Source organism: Luteibacter sp. (assembly GCF_036500425.1).
Lineage (GTDB): Bacteria > Pseudomonadota > Gammaproteobacteria > Xanthomonadales > Rhodanobacteraceae > Luteibacter.
In genome coordinates, this window is record NZ_DASYCB010000075.1 from 40,569 (window position 1) to 57,865 (window position 17,297).

A 17,297-nucleotide genomic window follows, 5' to 3' on the forward strand; every position below is an offset into this window, starting at 1 on the left:
CGCAGGTCTCGTGTAGGAGCGCGCTTGCGCGCGATGCTCCCGGCATCAATCGATGCCGAGTTTCTTCAGCTTGTAGCGCAGCGCCCTGAAGGTGATGCCGAGCTTCTTGGCCGTGGCGGTCTTGTTGTAGCGGGACTCTTCCAGGGCTTTGACGATGGTGTCGCGCTCGATGTTGGTGATGTAGTCCTCGAGCGAGCCATCCGCGGCGGGGTTGCGCGGTGCCGGCGAGGCGGCGGCGCCGGGGGGCAGAACCGGTATGCCCGCCGCAGCCATGGGGGCTTCGCCCGGCATGGCCGTACGCTGGGGCAGCATCAGGTCATCCGCTTCGATCGTGTCGCCTTCGCACATGGCCATGGCGCGTTCGAGGATGTTCTCCAGTTCACGCACGTTGCCGGGGAACTGGTAGGCCTCAAGCGCGGCGAGCGCATCCGGCTTCAGCGTGCCGACCGGGCCACCGGACTCGACGGCGAGCTGGCGGAGGATGAAGTCGGCAAGACGGGGCACGTCACCGCGGCGTTCACGCAGCGGCGGCACGCGCAGTTCGATCACGTTGATGCGGTAGAACAGATCCTGGCGGAACTGGCCCTGCTCGACGAGTGCGGCGAGGTTCTTGTGCGTGGCCGAGAGGATGCGTACATCGACCGGCACTTCGTCGCGGCCGCCGATCGGGCGCACGGCCTTTTCCTGGATCGCACGCAGCAGTTTCACCTGCATGTGCAGGGGCAGCTCGGCGACTTCATCGAGGAACAGCGTGCCGCCGTGGGCGGCCTGGAACAGGCCCTCCTTGTCGGCGTGGGCACCGGTGAAGCTGCCCTTGCGGTGGCCGAAGAACTCGCTTTCCATCAGCTCGGAGGGAATCGCGCCGCAGTTCACCGGCACAAAGGTGCCCGTGGCGCGCGGTCCCAGTTCGTGGATAAGCCGGGCGACCAGCTCTTTACCCACGCCGGATTCGCCGCCGATGTAGACCGGGGCCTGGTTGCGGGCGAGCTTGGCGATCTTGCCGCGCACCTCGACCATCACCGGCGATTCGCCGATCAGGCGGTCGGCGCCCGGGGCGGCCTTGTTGCCGGCATCGGCCTTGCGCTCTTCGGAAAGGCGCAATGCGGTCTTCACCAGGCGGCGCAGCAGGTGGATGTCGACCGGCTTGGAGACGAAATCGAACGCGCCCGCTTTCAGGGCGTTCACGGCCGCGTCGACGTTGCCGTAAGCAGTGATCATGGCCACCGGCATGTCGGGGTAGGTGGCCGAGATCAGCTCGATGATCTCCTGGCCGCTGCCATCGGGCAGCCGCATGTCGGTGAAACACAGGTCATAGCGGCGGGATGCCAGCGCGTTCCGCGCCTCGGTGACGCTCCCTACGGCGTCGACGTCGAGTTCCATTCGACCGAGAGTGATGGTCAACAACTCACGGATGTCCCGCTCGTCGTCGATGACCAGGACAGTCTGCTTGCTCATCGGGTCCGACAGTTTCGGTTAATGGTCTAAATGTAACCGCCCGCGACGCTTACGCAAAGGGCGGGCGTCACGCGCGGGCGGCAATCGGCGCCACGGCGGGCGTCCGGGCGGGCGGGGTAAGGCTTATCCGGAAGCAACTGCCGCCGCCGGCCACGCGGACATACTCCAGCGCAGCCTGGTTGGCTTCGGTCATCTGGCGAGCCAGGTAAAGGCCCAGCCCCGTGCCGTATTCGTGGGTGGTGAAGAACGGCTCGAAGATCTGCGCGGCGACCTTCGGCGGGATGCCGGGACCGCGATCGATCACCTCGAGGATGGGGATGCCCGCCTCGGAATGCCGGGCGACGACCATGACCCGGGCCGGTTCGCTGGGCATCCGGCCATAGCGCAGGGCGTTCTGCACGAGGTTCCATGCCACCTGTTGGAGGTGCTGCGGATCGGCGACGGCGGCGACCGGCTCCGAGCCGGAGACGGCGCGGAGGATGTCGGCGCCCAGGTCGTTGCCCTGGCGGTATTCGCCGACGAAATCGTGGACCCAGCGGCTCAGGTCCAGCGTTTCCGGCCGCGAGCGCTCGCGGCGGGAGAGCTGGAGGATGTTCTCGATGATCTCGTTGAGGCGCGAGCAGTGGTTGTTGATGATTTCGACCATGCGCAGGTCGGTGTCGGCCAGCTCGGTGGATTCGGCGAGCAACTGGGCGGAGTAGTGGATCGCGGCCAGTGGGTTGCGGATCTCATGGGCGATGGACGCGGAAAGGCGTCCCAGCGAGCTCAGGGTGAGTTCTTCGGCGCGCCGGGAGACCAGCGAGGTATCGTCCAGGAAGATCAATACGTGCGAATCGTCATGCGGCGCCAGGCGCGAGAAACGCGGGACGACTTCCGGGGTGCCATCGGCCAGCATGGTCGCGCTTTCGTCGAGCTTGCCCGAGGCGCGCCAGTGGTACAGGCGCCGCGAGAGCTCGGGCGCCAGCGAGCCCAGGTCGCGCTGTTCGGCCGAGGGATTGCCCATCAGCATCCAGGCCGATTCGTTCAGCTGGTGGATCCGGTTGCCCTCATCGACCAGCAGCACACCGGTTTTCATGCGCCGGATGATCAACTCGTTGACCTGGGAGAGGTTGGCCAGGTCGATGCCGCGCTGTTCGGCCAGGGCCTCCGAGGCTCGGATGTTGCGGCCCAGCACATAACAGAGCGAGGCGCAGGCGAAGTAGGCCGCGCCAAACAGGCCGTATTCCACGATCTCCCGATCGGAGGCGCCGGGCTGGTCCACGTCGAAAAGAGAGTGGCCAAGCATGCACAGGGTGGCTAGCGCGGCGAAAAACATGGATAGGCGCAGGGGTAGCAGCAGGGCGCCCGTGGCGATATTCACCGCCAGCATCATGGCCACGCCCATCCGCACGTCGTGCATCAGGATGAGGGCCAGCACGGCGGCGGCAATATCCAGGGTCAACCCGATCGATACCACCAGTACCGGGCGGTGCAGCATGCTCCGGGTCCGGGCGACCATGACCAGGGCGGCCAGCAGGTAGGCCAGGGACATGACCCGGGCCAGCAGGGGCTCGGGCAGGACCGGCCACGCCATGTGTTCCGGGCGGAACGCCAGCGCCGTGTATACGGCCGCCTGGCCCAGCCGGAAGTAGTTGAAAAAGAAGAGTTCGTGGCGTGCCGTGGCCTGGTTGGCCCGGGCAATGGCATTCATCGTCGGCACGGGCGTGGACACGTCGTTGGCACTCCGCCAGGCGGCCCCGGAGGCCCGGGATGACCGCCAGTATAGGGCGCCGTTGATACACGGCAACACGCGTGAACGGCATAGGCCGCCGAGGCCGCCCCTTTCCTTTGCGGGCGCCATCCGCGAAAATACTGGGCCGTATTGCGCCGTTTCGCGTAGTTCGCGTGTTATCCCCCATCCTCGCTTTTTTCCGTTCGCTCGAGGTATCGAATGAATTTCCACGAGTACCAGGCCAAAGAACTGTTCGCGAAGTACGGCATCGCCGTACCCCCGGGCAAGGTTGCCAACTCTCCCGACGCCGCTGTCGATGCCGCCAAGCACCTTGGTGGTACGCAGTGGATGGTTAAGGCCCAGATCCATGCCGGCGGTCGCGGCAAGGCCGGTGGCGTCAAGTTCTGCCGCAGCCTGGATGATGTCCGCGCTGCCGCCAAGGGCATGCTCGGCACCAACATGGAAACGTACCAGTCGGCCGGCCGCGCGCTGCCGGTCAACCTGGTGCTGGTGACCGACGCGACCGACATCGCCAAGGAACTCTACCTCTCGATCCTCACCGATCGTGACACCAAGTCGATCTCGTTCATCGCCTCCAAGCACGGCGGCGTCGATATCGAGCAGGTGGCCGCTGAAACGCCGGAAGACATCCACACGTTCCAGGTGGATTTCGTCGAAGGCCTGCAGCCGTACCAGTGCCGCGAACTCGGCTTCAAGATGGACCTGAACCCGAAGCAGACCACGCAGCTCGTCAAGATCATGCTTGGCCTGTACAAGCTGTTCAACGAAAAGGACCTGGCCCTGGTTGAGCTGAACCCGCTCGCCATCCTCGAAGACGGCAACCTCGCCGCCCTCGATGGCAAGGTCAACTCCGACGACAACGCTGAGTTCCGCCACGCCGACCTGGCCGCCATGCGCGACCTCACCCAGGAAGACGCGGCCGAAGCGGCTGCCGTGCAGCACAACCTCAACTACGTCACGATGGACGGCACGATTGGCTGCATGGTCAACGGTGCAGGCCTGGCCATGGCCACGATGGACGTGATCAAGCTGGCGGGCGGCGAGCCGGCCAACTTCCTCGACGTGGGCGGCGGTGCTACCAAGGAGCGCGTCACCGAGGCGTTCAAGCTCATCCTCTCGTCCGACAAGGTCAAGGCCATCCTGGTCAACATCTTCGGCGGTATCGTGCGTTGCGACCTCATCGCCGAAGGCATCATTGCCGCGGTGAAGGAAGTGGGCCTGAAGATCCCCGTGATCGTCCGCCTGCAGGGCACCAACGTCGACCAGGGTCGCGAGCTCCTGGCCAACTCGGGCCTGGCGATCACGCCGGCCGACGATCTCAACGATGCGGCCCAGAAGGCCGTGGCCGCAGCGGCCTGAGGAGCGAATTAGCATGAGCGTCCTGATCAACAAAAACACCAAGGTCCTGGTCCAGGGCTTTACCGGTCAGCAGGGCACGTTCCACGCCCAGCAGGCTCTCGATTACGGTACCCAGGTCGTGGGTGGCGTCACCCCGGGCAAGGGCGGTTCCGAGCACATCGGCCTGCCGGTGTTCAACACCGTGCGCGATGCCGTCGACCAGACCAAGGCTGATGCCTCGGTCATCTTCGTGCCGCCTCCGTTCGCTGCCGATTCGATCCTCGAAGCCATCGCTGGTGGCATCAAGGTCATCGTGGCGATCACCGAAGGCATCCCCGTGCTCGACATGATGCGCGTGAAGAACGTGCTGAAGTCGCACCCGGACGTCGTGCTTGTCGGTCCGAACTGCCCGGGTGTCATCACCCCGGGTGAGTGCAAGATCGGCATCATGCCGGGCCACATCCACAAGCCGGGCAAGGTCGGTATCGTTTCGCGTTCGGGCACCCTGACGTACGAAGCGGTCTTCCAGACCACGAACGAAGGCCTCGGCCAGTCGACCTGCATCGGTATCGGTGGCGATCCGATCAACGGCCTGAACTTCATCGACTGCCTGAAGCTGTTCCAGGACGATCCGCAGACCGAGGGCATCATCATGGTCGGCGAAATCGGTGGCAGCGCGGAAGAAGACGCGGCTGAGTTCATCAGCCAGTACGTCAAGAAGCCGGTCGTGTCGTTCATCGCTGGCGCCTCGGCTCCTCCGGGCAAGCGCATGGGCCACGCCGGTGCGATCATCTCGGGCGGCAAGGGCACGGCGGAAGCCAAGTTCGCGGCTCTCGAGAAGGCGGGCGTCACTACGGTGAAGTCCCCGGCCGATCTCGGCAAGACCCTCGCGGGTCTGATGAAGTAATACCGCTTCGCCTCGGCGAAACGGAAAAGGCCCCGCTTCGGCGGGGCCTTTTTTGTGGAAGCCACCCTTGTGGGCGACGCCGTTCGCGACAACGCTCGATATCCACAGCGAATGTGGATACCCCCTGCATAAGCATGTGCATAAGTCCGATGTCACTTTCGCTGACAACGACTTGCGTCATCGTGGTCATTGCGTGACCACGGCGCACCGGTCATCGCGTGCAAGCACGCTCCTACAGAAACCACTGCCAGGCGACGAACCTGTAGGAGCGCGCTTGCGCGCGATAGGTGCTCGCGGCGTGGGAGCCCACCCTGTGGGCGACGCCGTTCGTGAGGCGCTCCGTTATCCACAGCCGATGTGGACAGCACCTGCATAAGCATGTGCATAACTCGCGCTCCACCTTCACCAACAACTACTTGCGTTGCACTGGTTAATCCCTGCCCAGGACCATGTGCACACGTCATCGGATATCCACAGGCTATGTGGGTATCCGATGAATAACAGTGTGGATAACTCCCGTCTCATAAGCTGCGACAACGACTTGCGTTGTGCTGCTTAAAACATGATCAGCGTGGCGCAAGCATCGCTGGGGTGATGCCTGCATCGACGAGGTGAGCCGGCATGGTGTGGCCAAGAATGAGCGATGCACAGGCTTCGCCCATCGCCGCGCTGGTCTGGATGCCGTAGCCGCCTTGTGCCGCCAGCCAGAAGAAGCCCGGCGCATCGGCTGCGAAGCCGCCGACGAGGTCGCCATCGGCGACAAAGCTGCGCAGGCCAGCCCACGTTCGGGTGGGGCGGCGGATGCTCATCGTCGTGGCTTCTTCGATCCGATGGATGCCGAGGGCGATGTCGTATTCCTCGGGCTGTACATCATGTGGATGCGTCGGGTCGGCATTGGCGGCGGAACCGAGCAGCAGGCCGGCGTCGGGCTTGAAATAGAAGGATTCGTCGAGGTCCACGACGAAGGGCCAGTCCTGTGTCACTGCGCCCTCGGGTGCTTCGAAGAGGAAGGCGGAGCGGCGGCGGGGCTCGAGGCCGATCGGCGCGACGCCGGCGAGGCTGGCGACCACATCGGCCCATGCACCCGCGGCATTGACAACGATGGGTGCCAGCAGGCAGCCGTTGATGCACCAGCCGCCAGCTTCGCGCGTGAGCGTCCGCACGTCGGTATCGAGTTGCAATGTGGCGCCGCGCGACTTGGCACCGCGCAGGAACGCCTGGTGCAGCTCGTTCACATCGATATCTGCCGCCTCCGGCTCCCAGATCGCGGCGTGCGCGGCCTTCCGGCGCAACACAGGCACGATGTCATGCACGGCCTGGCTATCAAACCACGCGAGGCTGGGTGTGCTAGCACGCATGAGCTCGAAGTCCGCGCGGAGCTGTGCCTCCTGCTCGGCACGCGCCACGACCAGCGAGCCCCGCGTATGCAGGATCGGGTGGTAAGCGAATCCTTCGGGCGGGTGTTCAAGGAAGGGCCGCGTGGCACGCGATAGCGCACGCACCTGGGCCGAGCCGTAGGTTTCGCTGAAATGCGCCGCCGAGCGACCGGTCGTGTGCATGCCTGCGAATACCTCACGCTCGAGCACGAGTACCCGCGCGTGCGGCGCGAGGAACCATGCGACCGAGGCCCCGGCGATACCCGCGCCGATCACGATGACGTCATAGGAGCTCATAGGGCCGGCAGGTTCCAGGCATCGCGCAGGCGCGCGTATTCGGCCTTCGGCAGCAGCACGAACACCGGCTTCTTCGAGGGGTCCAGCCACGCAAGCAAGCGCTCCATCGTGCTATCGGCCATGGCGGTGCAGCCGGCGGTACCCGAGGTGGGTGTCTTCCACAGGTGGGCGAAGATGCAACTGCCCGCGCTCTTCTTGCCGTCGGGGTTGTGCTCGATCACGAAACCGATGCGGTAGGCGTGATCGCCCTGGAAATGGATGTCGCGGCGCATGGCTTCGGTCGCACCGGCCACGGCTTTCTCGCCAACCTTCTTCTCGTCGACCAGCTGGTTGTAAAGCGGCGAGCCGTCGACATCCACGCAGTAGTCGGACGCGGTAAGGCCCTTATAAGGCAGGGCCGTGTTGTTGGTCTCGGCATAGCCAAACGCCGTGCCGATGCGGAACACGCCCGCGGGGCTGCGCCCGTCGCCTTCGCGCTTCTGCGGGCCGCTGGTCTGCGGCGGCGAGAGGCCGACGCCCCAGGCACTGCCCGTCTTGCCGATGACCACGGGCGAGGCGTCACCGACGACCTTCCATGCGCCGCCTTCTCGTACGTACGTCCGCAGCGTCCCTTGCTTCGCATCCCAGCCATCGGTGGTGACCAGCACCATCTGTCGGGAGACGGACCACGCGACAGGCGCTTCGAAAGCGCCGGCAGTCAGCGTGAGTGAGAGGGCAAGCAATCCGGCAAGCCGGGGCAGGAGGGCCATGGTGGGCTCCGCGAAGGGCTAGGGTTCCAGCAGTTGCTGGGTGCGGTCGAGGTTCTCCACCAGGCGCAGGTGGCGTTGTTCGTCGCCTTCGCAGAGGTGGATGAAGAGGGTATCCACCAGGTGCTGCACGGTGGTCTGGTAGATCAGGGCCTGGACGTGCGAGGCATCGTCGTGCGCGGCGACGACCAGCGAGAGGTCGGCCATCGCGCGTAAAGGGTTAGCGGTGTGCCGGGTCACGGTGATCACCCGGCCGCGGCGCTCGCGGACGAAGCGGGCGATCTTGGCAAGCGCCGGGTGGCGCCCGTGCTCGGAGAACACGAGCAGGACATCGCCGGCCGCGACCATGCCCACCTGCGTCGCCATGCGGCTCACATCGGCATGGCGGATGGCGGTGATGCCCAACAGGGAAAGGCGCATGGCGAATGCGCGGACCTGCAGGTCATCTTCGCCCAGGCCGATCAGGAATACCTTGCCCGCGCCGGCGATCATCGCCACCGCAGCCGCCATGGTGTCCGGCGGGTTGATGGCGTGGGTGGCTTCCTCGGCCTGGGTTTTGCGTGCCCACAGCTCGGCGCCCACCGCATCGCCCGCGCGCTGCGCATGGGGAGCGTCTTCGTCATCCGTGCGCCCCACGGCCTCGCCGACCGAATATTTCAGGTCGGGATAGCCACGGAAGCCCAGTTTCTGGGTGAACTTGACGACACTGGACTGGCTGATGCCCAGCGCACTTGCCAGCTGTTGCGAGGAGTAATCGCGCAGCAGTTGCGCGTTCTCCAGGATGAAATCGGCGATGCGCCGCTCCACCGCGCTCATGCGGTCGCGTTCGGAGCGGATTTTCACCAGGGGCGACATGCCAGGATCTCCTTAGAGCGCTTCCAGGCCGCGGATTTCGCGGATGCCAAGGCCGGGCGCATCCGTGATCGAGATTTCCGATTCGTTGAACGTCACCCCGCCATCGACCGGATCGTAGGCGCACAGAGAAGGTCCGTCGAGATCCACCTTGGTGATCACATCGGCCTTGGCCACGGCGACGTGCACGGCGGCAGCCACGCTGATGCTGGATTCGAGCATGCAGCCGATCATGCATTCGATGCCGTAGAGGCCGGCGATGTCGGCGATCTTGATGGCGTTGGAGATGCCGCCGGTCTTCATCAGCTTGATGTTGATGATGTCGGCCGCACGCATGCGGATCAGCTCCATTACTTCCATCGGGCCGAACACGCTTTCGTCGGCCATGACCGGGGTGTGCACGCGCTCGGTCACGTAGCGCATGCCTTCCAGGTCGCGTGCCTTCACCGGCTGTTCCACCAGTTCCAGGCGCACGCCGGCGTCTTCCAGCGCGTTCAGGGCGTAGACCGCTTCCTTCGCTGTCCAGCCCTGGTTTGCGTCGAGGCGAAGCAAGGCACGATTTTCCACGGCTGCATGAATCGCGCGGACACGCTCGATATCCACGCCGATATCCTTGCCGACCTTGATCTTCAGCGACTCGAAGCCACGTTCCACGGCCGAGACGGAATCAGCGACCATCTTGTCGATGTAATCGACGCTGATGGTGATGTCGGTGGTGATCACCGGATCGCCGCCGCCCAGCAGCTTGTAGAGCGGGGCGTTATACAGCTGGCCCCAGAGGTCATGCACCGCGATCTCGACCGCCGCCTTGGCGCTGGTGTTGCGCTCCATCGCGCCCTGGATGAGCCGGGTGATGCGATTGAGATCGGCGACGTCCTCGCCGATAAGGCGCGGTGCGATGTAGTGGCGGATGGCGTCGACGATGGAGCCATGCGTATCGCCGGTGATCACGGCCGTGGCTGGCGCTTCGCCGTAGCCGACGCGGCCGTCGTCGGTGTGCACCATCACGACGATGTCTTCCACGCTTTCGACGGTGCGGAGCGCGGTCTTGAACGCCGTTTTCAGCGGCACGCGGAGCATGCCGAAGCGGATTTCCGTAATCTTCATAAGGTCCTTTCGTTCGGCGGTTAGCGGATGCGGACGATGCTGGTCATGCGGTCGACGAAGGTCTGCGTGTCGTTGAACATCATCGGCAGCAGCGGCGTGACGGAGACAGCATTGAGCTTGATACGGCGCATGCTGCCATCGGCTTGCCTGTAGCTCATGCCGCCCACGTCGTGGATAACGTACGGCTGGCCGTCGATGTTGCCGATCACCATCATCACGTGGCCGGGTATGTAAACGAGGTCGCCAACCTCCAGTGCCATCGCGGCTTTCACGCGGGCATCGTGGCTGTCCTTGTCGGTGTACAGGGTGTGGTCGAAGCCGGGGCTCTTCGCCTGGTCGCCGGTGTTGCGCGGCATCTGGACGCCCATGCTGCGGTACACGTCGGAGACGAACCCACTGCAGTCGCGGCCGTTATAGGCGTGGCCCCAACCATAGCGCTCCCCCAGGAACTTGAATGCCTGGTGGATGATGTTGGCGCGGGTCAGCGGAAGGTAATCGGCCGCGGAATCCTGGTTGCGCTGGAGCAGCGCGGGGTGGAACGACAGCGTGCCGTCGGCGCCACGCAGCGGAAGACTCAACGTCCACGACGTATATGCGGTCTGCCCGTTCACCGGCTGGTCGGCGGCCACGCTGGTGTCCAGCGGCAAGCGCGTGCCCATGTCCAGCTGCAGCTCGGAGAGCGCGGGTACTTCCGGGGTGAACACCGTATCCGGCTTCGCGCCCGTGATCACGCGATAGGGCGTGGCATCAACGTGAGCGAAGATCGCCGGCGCATCCCCCAGCGCGATGTCGTCCGCATGCATCCATGCGGCATAGCGCGGGCTCACGACGAAAGCCCACTTCCCGTCCTGGCTGGTGTGCACGATGACCAGCGGATCGCCAGGGAAGAGCGTGCTCTCCTGGAAGCGATCGATATCGGTATCCCCGGCGTGGCTGAAGGCGCGCAGGTCGGTGGGGAAGCCACGCAGGGCGCTGCGCCGCACGGCCATGCCGTAGCGCGGGGTGACGTTCGGCGGAATGCCGTCGACCCGCGCGTTGGCCATCACCGCATCGATCATCGCGGCAGGCACCACCTTGCCATCCACGTCGTACAGCGTCTTCGAGGGCTTGCTGGTCAATTGGGTGACCCAGCCTTTCACCTGGTCGCGCGGCAGCGTCGCGCCCAGGTGGCGGATATCGTGCATGGACGGATCGAGCCGCATCACCTTGTCGTTGATCGCGGCAATGGCCCGGGTATCGAGCACCACGCTATCCGCTGCCCCGGCGCGGGCTACCCAGAACGCAGGATCGAGCTGCGCATCCGTGATGCCGAGGACGCCCGAGGGCGGCGCGACCAGTGCCTGCGGTTCCGCGGCGCGGGCCGCGGTGGCGCCGACGGCCACGGCGAGCATCGCGGCTAGGAGGGTATGGCGGAGGGTGTTCATGCCGAGGTCCATGTCAGGAAGCCAGCGCGGAAAGGACGGAGGCGACGACCAGGCCGTAGCCCGTCCCGAGGATATAACCGAGCAGCGCCAGCAGGATGCCCACCGGCACCAGCGAGCGCGAATAGGTAGCCGCAAGCACCGGTGTGGCCGCGACGCCGCCGATATGGGCGAGCGAGGAAATGCCGCACAGGTACAGGTCGAAATGGAACAGCCGGGCGAAGCCGCAAAGGAACACGGCGTGCAGCGCAATGACGGTCACGCCGCACAGCAGGTACAGCGGCGCGGCGGCGATGCCGGCGAAGCTGCTCTGCGAGGCCAGCACCGCAACCACCGAGATAAGCATGGCGCTGGACACGGCCTGCGCGCCGGGCAGGCGGGCCAGTGGCGTGTGGGCTGCGACCAGGCCGGCGAAGGTGGCGATGAGGATGGTCCAGGTGGTCGACGACACCATGCTGCCGACCGGCAGGCGATCGCCGAGTACCGTGGCGATCGCGGCCACGCCAATCGCCAGGCCCAGCCAGAGCAGCACGCTATCGACCGTGGCCGGAGCACGCGCTGCCGTGTCCGCCACTGCCATGTCGGCGCTGGAGCGCGCACGGGTCCAGCGGTTGAAGGCGGGCGCGAGGCGGGCGACCGAGAACAGCACCACCACCCACATGGAGTAGCACAGTGCGTCGGTCAGCAAGGTGGTGGCCAGCGAGGTATCGGACATGCCGATGGCCTGCTTCACCGCGATCATGTTGGCCGTGCCACCCACCCAACTGCCCGATAGCGAGGCAAGCGGCTTCCAGCCATCACCGGGCATCCAGTGGCGGAAGATGAGGAAGGCAAGGACGAACGCAGTGAACAGGCTGATCGAGGTGCAGGCGAATACGCCGAGGACGCGCGGCCCCAGCCTGAAGATGGCGCGCAGGTCGCAGCTGATCATCAGCAGGAAGAGCAGGGCGGGCACCAGTCGTTTCACCAGTAGCTCCTGGGCGCCCTGGATCTCCGCGGAGTGTGTCCACAAGCCACCGACGGAAAGCGCGGTGACCGTCAGGTACGTGAGCACGATGGGCGGGAGGATCTCGAACACCTTCCAGCCGAAGCGCCGTTCGATGGCCGGCCAGAAGCCGGCGGCTAGCAGCATCACGGCCAGGTAAGGCCAAACCGACTGGATCACGCGTCCCCTCCCACGGGTGGTGTCACACGGCGTCGCGGAATATCTATTCCTGACGATCTGGTTTGAAGCATAAATTATTGACCGGCGTTTGCAAGCATGTTACACAGCCAAGACGCAGGACCCATCCACCACGGTGCAACGGGGATACCGAACGGTGCAAGCGGCTACTCGACATGTGCTCGTCCGCCACGCGCTGGCCGCGTGTTTGCTGCTATCGGGAGCATCGCGCGCAAGCGCGCTCCTACAAGAGCCCTGCACGAATACGAGCACCCCCTGTAGGAGCGCGCTTGCGCGCGATGGGGGCTTGCCCCACCCCCCCACCCCAGGCACCCCAGCCGCCACCGCCACCCAACAAATCGACGCCGGCCACTTCAAGGAAGCCGAAGCATCGATCACCGCCGCCCTCGCGCAACCCAACCTCGCCCCCGCGCAACAGCAAACGCTGCTCTTCCAGCGCGAACGCATGCGCCGCATCCTGCTCGATTTCAAACTCGACGCCGACGCGGTGAAAACCCGCCTGCGTCAACAGATCCCTGACCTGACCGACGCGGAATTCGCGAAGTGGGACGCCGCGGGGTTGCTGGAAAAGCAGGTGATCGATGGCCGCACGCTGTATTTCAACCGTGCCCCCGGCAACCTGTTCCGCCTGAGCGCAGAGGCCCGCGCGCGGCGCACCGATCCCGCGCCGTTCAATGATGGCCCGAACGAGGTCCTCAACGACCATCACCGCGCGATACGCGCCGCGGCGATCCGTACCGGCAGCAGCAGCGTCTTGCCGATGCGCGAAGAAGTGACGCAGACGCTGACCGTGAATGCGGATGCCGTGCCGGCCGGCGAAACACTGCGCGCATGGCTACCTTTCCCGCGCGAGATCAAAGGGCAGCAGGAACACGTCACGCTCGTCGCTCATGCGCCGGCCGCGTTTACGGCGAAACCGAGTAACGCGATCCAGCGTACCGTCTACCTCGAGCAGAAAGCCGCCGCCGGCAAGCCGACGGTGTTCTCGGTGACCTGGCAGGTCACGCTGTATGGCCGCGATTTCCATATCGACCCGGCCAAGGTCGTCAAAGCGCCGATCACGGCCGAGCTCAAGCCTTTCGTTGAAGAGCGCGCACCGCACGTCGTGTTTACCGAGGCCATGCGTGCGTACTCAAGGAAGGTCGTCGGTGACGAGACCGATCCCTATCGCATCGTGCAGAAGATCTTCGACGCCGTCGATACGATCCCATGGGCTGGCGCGCGCGAGTATTCCACGATCTCGAACATCAGCGACTACACGCTGCACGCCGGCCACGGCGACTGCGGCGAACAGACCTTGCTGTTGATCACCTTGCTCCGCCTCAACGGCATCCCCGCGCGCTGGCAATCAGGCTGGATGTTCTCCGATGGCAAGTACAACAACATCCACGATTGGGGCCAGGTCTATCTCGCGCCCTATGGCTGGGTACCGATCGACGTGACCTTTGGCCGATTGAACGGCGACGACAAACTCGCGTACTTCTATCTTGGTGGGCTCGATGCATACCGCGTCGCCTTCAATGATGATTTCTCGCAACCCTTCGCGCCGGCGAAGACGTTCCCCCGTTCCGAGACGGTGGATTCGCAGCGCGGCGAAGTGGAGTGGAAAGGCGGCAACCTGTACTTCGACCAGTGGGATTACGACTTCATGTGGCATCGGGTCGACGCGACGCGAGGGGGCGCCGCGGCACACCGATAACCTGAGCGACAACCCGATACATCATCTTATGGGAGTGGGGAGATGGGGGATACCAAGACGAACCGGCGCGCGCTGCGCCATGGGGCCTTGTGCCTTGCGATAGGCCTTGGCCTGCTTGCTGCATCCGGCGCACAGGCTGCCAACACGGATGGCTCGATCGTCGGCCGCACGAAACCCGGCGCGACCGTGACGGTGCGTGATCCTTCCACCGGCCTTACCCGCACGGTCACTGCGGATCGCGAAGGCAGCTACCGCTTTCCGTTCCTGCCGGTCGGCCACTACCGCCTGGATAGCGCCCTCGATGGCGCGCCCGTGGGGCAGACCGCGGAAGTGAATGTCAGCCTTGGTAACGCCACCACGGTGAACCTCGTCGAGCGGCAAAAGTCGACGACCGATCTGGAAGGTGTGCAGGTGAGCGCACCCGTCGTGATCTCGGCGGTCGACGTGAGCTCCACCGAAACGGCGACGAACGTGAGCCGCGAAGAAATACGCCGCTTGCCGGTTGATCAGAACGTGCAGTCGGTCGCCTTGCTTGCGCCGGGCGTGAACAAGGGCAACGCGGGCTTCGGCGGCATCTCGTTCGGCGGATCGTCCGTCGCCGAGAACTCGTTCTACGTGAACGGGCTCAACGTCACCGACTTCTACAACCGTAATGGCTTCTCCGAAGCGCCGTTCGCGTTCTACCAGGAGTTCCAGGTCAAGACCGGTGGTTACTCGGTGGAGTTCGGCCGCACCACGGGCGGCGTGGTGAATGCCGTGACCCGGTCCGGTACGAATGAATTCAAGGCCGGCGCGGAGATGACCTTCGAGCCGAGCGACTGGCAGGCGCAGACGAAGAACCGCTACTGGGATGGCGAGCGTTACATCACGTCGTCCGAGGATCACTACACGCGCACCAAGATGAACGTGTACGCGTCCGGTCCCATCGTGAAGGACAAGCTGTTCTTCTTCGCCATGTACGAGGCGCGCGGCTACACCCCCCAGAACACGAACAACGATGGCACGGTCCTCACCCAGAACGATACGGATTCAGGCTTCTGGGGCGCGAAGGTCGACTGGCACATCAACGACAAGAACCTGCTCGAGTTCATGGCCTTCTCGGACAAGGACAAGAACGTCGGCTCGGTCTACCAGTATGACTACCCGACCCAGACCAAGGGCATCAAGCAGGACGAGATTTACAGCGATACCGGTGGCAAGAACTGGAACGGCACCTTCACCAGCTACCTGGTCGACAACCTGTCGATGAAGCTGATGTACGGCAAGAACAACCGTGAAGACTTCACCCGCGGCTTGTCGGATGCCGAGTGCAATCCGGTGGCGCGTGTGAATGCCGTGCCTTCGCCGGGCGTGCCGCTGGGCTGTAGCACGAGCACCGCGGTGGAGAAGCGTGACGATACCCGTAAGCAGGGCCGCGCCGATTTCGAATGGACCCTGGGCGACCACGTGGTCCGCTTCGGCTACGACCATGAGGTGGATACCTCGCAATACTCGCGCCATTACCCTGGCCCGGGGGCGTACTACTACAACATCTACGACACGACGCCTGGCGCCACGATCGAGAACGGTGGCGTCGTGCCGGATGGCTACACCGCCTACGTGCGTGCGCGGCGTTATGAGATCGATGGCACCTTCGAGACCGATAACAACGCCTACTACATCGAAGACAACTGGAACATCACCCCGGACTTCCTGCTCAACGCCGGCCTGCGCCGCGATGCCTTCGACAACAAGACGGGCGAGGGCAAGAGCTACATCAAGATGGATAACATGATCGCGCCGCGCCTCGGCTTTTCATGGGATCTGAAGGGCGACAGCACGACCAAGATCTTCGGCAACCTGGGCCGTTACTACCTGCCCGTGGCCAACGTGATCAACATCAAGCAGGCGGGTGGCCTGCTCGACCAGCGCACTTATTACGGATTCGACGGCTACCAGATCCTCGATCGCAACGGTGGCCAGTACGCAGTGCCTATCCTCGGCCCGCAGATCGGACCCGTCGATGATTCTCAGGGTAACGGCACGGTCGGCGACCTGCGTGCCGAAGTCGACAAGCACATGGATTCGGTCTACCAGGACGAGGCGATCCTCGGCTTCCAGCAGGCCCTGGATGAGAAGTGGTCGTGGGGCGTGAGCGGCACCTACCGCAAGCTGCACAACGCGATCGATGATATGGAGATCAGCGCCACGCCGCAGTGCGGTGGGGATGGCTACATCGGTTATGTCATGGGCAACCCGGGCCGAAAGACGACCGTCTACGGCGACACCAACTGTGACGGTACCCCGGACGGCTACATCACCATCGATACCTCGAAGCAGGGTTGGGCGATGTACGACGCCGATGACAACTACCTCGGCCAGCGTGGCTGGAAGAAGCCGCGCCGCACCTTCGGCTCGCTGGAGTTCCAGCTCGATCGCGCGTGGGACGAGAAGTGGATGTTCAACGCCTCGTACGTACTCTCGTGGAGCCGCGGCAACGCCGAGGGTCCGGTGAACTCGGATACCAACTTCGATGACACCGGCCGCACCGAGAACTTCGATGACCCGTGGGTGAACCTCAACGGTGGTTACCTGCCCAACGATCATCGCCACCAGATCAAGCTGCGCGGTACCTATGCGATCACCAAGCAGTGGCAGATCGGCGCGGACGTCACGGCGCTCTCCGGTAGCCCGATCACCGGCTACGGCGTGGGTAACCCGTACGACGCGACCGTGTACCACAGCTACTTCATTTGCGTGTCGAACTGTGCGGACCCGGTCTCGGAGAATCGCGTATACGAGCGCTCGCCGCGCGGTGAGCATCGCACGCCGTGGACCTTCAACCTCAACGCCAGTATCACTTACCTGCTGCCGCTGGATGAGAAGAATAACCTCCGGGTGAAGTTCGCGGTGTACAACGTGCTCAACCAGCAGCGCACGCTGGGTGTGGATCAGGACCTGCAGACCAGTGTCGGTGGGCTTAACCCCACTTACCTGCAACCTCAGCGGTTCCAGTCGCCACGCTTCGGCCAGCTCACCGTATCCTTCGATTTCTAGCGATACCCCCTGTAGGAGCGCGCTTGCGCGCGATCGCGCGCAAGCGCGCTACTACAGGGGGTATCGCTAGAAGTCGAAGGATACGGTGAGTTGGCCGAAGCGTGGCGACTGGAAGCGCTGCGGTTGCAGGTAGGTGGGGTTAAGCCCA

11 protein-coding genes and 1 pseudogene are annotated in these 17,297 nt (G+C 64.4%); 4 read left to right on the forward strand and 8 right to left on the reverse strand.

Annotated features, from left to right (window positions below; all coding sequences use genetic code 11):
- Window positions 1-45: 45 nt before the first annotated feature.
- Window positions 46-1,455, reverse strand: a complete 1,410-nt coding sequence (locus VGN46_RS18405; RefSeq protein ID WP_331645918.1) for a sigma-54 dependent transcriptional regulator — start codon at window positions 1,453-1,455, stop codon at window positions 46-48.
- 67 nt (window positions 1,456-1,522) lie between these two features.
- Window positions 1,523-3,145 (reverse strand): sensor histidine kinase, encoded by a 1,623-nt coding sequence (locus VGN46_RS18410; RefSeq protein WP_331645938.1) that lies wholly within the window; start codon window positions 3,143-3,145, stop codon window positions 1,523-1,525.
- Between the two features lie 237 nt (window positions 3,146-3,382).
- Here VGN46_RS18410 and sucC point away from each other — a divergent pair.
- Window positions 3,383-4,546: pseudogene (sucC, locus tag VGN46_RS18415) on the forward strand (ADP-forming succinate--CoA ligase subunit beta); the annotation flags it as partial.
- Window positions 4,547-4,559: 13 nt separating this feature from the next.
- Window positions 4,560-5,432 (forward strand): succinate--CoA ligase subunit alpha, encoded by an 873-nt coding sequence (sucD, locus tag VGN46_RS18420; protein ID WP_139984742.1) that lies wholly within the window; start codon window positions 4,560-4,562, stop codon window positions 5,430-5,432.
- Window positions 5,433-5,998: 566 nt separating this feature from the next.
- On the opposite strand, the gene VGN46_RS18425 is transcribed toward sucD, so the two are convergent.
- From VGN46_RS18425 to VGN46_RS18450, 6 genes are read right to left on the reverse strand one after another with little or no spacing between them, the layout of a single operon-like run.
- The gene (locus tag VGN46_RS18425) at window positions 5,999-7,105 is read right to left on the reverse strand and encodes an FAD-dependent oxidoreductase (RefSeq protein WP_331645922.1); all 1,107 of its coding nucleotides are present in this window, start codon (window positions 7,103-7,105) and stop codon (window positions 5,999-6,001) included.
- Window positions 7,102-7,854 (reverse strand): L,D-transpeptidase family protein, encoded by a 753-nt coding sequence (locus VGN46_RS18430; protein WP_414675271.1) that lies wholly within the window; start codon window positions 7,852-7,854, stop codon window positions 7,102-7,104. The genes VGN46_RS18425 and VGN46_RS18430 overlap by 4 nt, the downstream gene beginning before the upstream one ends.
- Window positions 7,855-7,872: 18 nt before the next feature.
- A complete protein-coding gene (locus VGN46_RS18435) occupies window positions 7,873-8,706 on the reverse strand; it encodes a MurR/RpiR family transcriptional regulator (RefSeq protein WP_331645924.1) in 834 nt (277 codons plus the stop codon).
- A gap of 12 nt (window positions 8,707-8,718) precedes the next feature.
- Entirely contained in the window at window positions 8,719-9,810 is a 1,092-nt protein-coding gene (locus VGN46_RS18440; RefSeq protein WP_331645926.1) for a dipeptide epimerase, read from the reverse strand.
- A 20-nt stretch (window positions 9,811-9,830) separates the two neighbouring features.
- On the reverse strand, window positions 9,831-11,234 hold the full coding sequence (locus VGN46_RS18445; protein WP_331645928.1) for an SH3 domain-containing protein: 1,404 nt from the start codon (window positions 11,232-11,234) through the stop codon (window positions 9,831-9,833).
- 13 nt (window positions 11,235-11,247) lie between these two features.
- On the reverse strand, window positions 11,248-12,396 hold the full coding sequence (locus VGN46_RS18450) for a DUF819 domain-containing protein (protein ID WP_331645930.1): 1,149 nt from the start codon (window positions 12,394-12,396) through the stop codon (window positions 11,248-11,250).
- Window positions 12,397-12,700: 304 nt separating this feature from the next.
- On the opposite strand from VGN46_RS18450, the gene VGN46_RS18455 reads away from it, so the two are divergent.
- Both VGN46_RS18455 and VGN46_RS18460 read left to right on the forward strand, forming a co-directional pair.
- On the forward strand, window positions 12,701-14,113 hold the full coding sequence (locus VGN46_RS18455) for a transglutaminase-like domain-containing protein (protein WP_331645932.1): 1,413 nt from the start codon (window positions 12,701-12,703) through the stop codon (window positions 14,111-14,113).
- Window positions 14,114-14,155: 42 nt separating this feature from the next.
- The gene (locus VGN46_RS18460) at window positions 14,156-17,149 is read left to right on the forward strand and encodes a TonB-dependent receptor (RefSeq protein WP_331645934.1); all 2,994 of its coding nucleotides are present in this window, start codon (window positions 14,156-14,158) and stop codon (window positions 17,147-17,149) included.
- Window positions 17,150-17,297 lie beyond the last annotated feature (148 nt).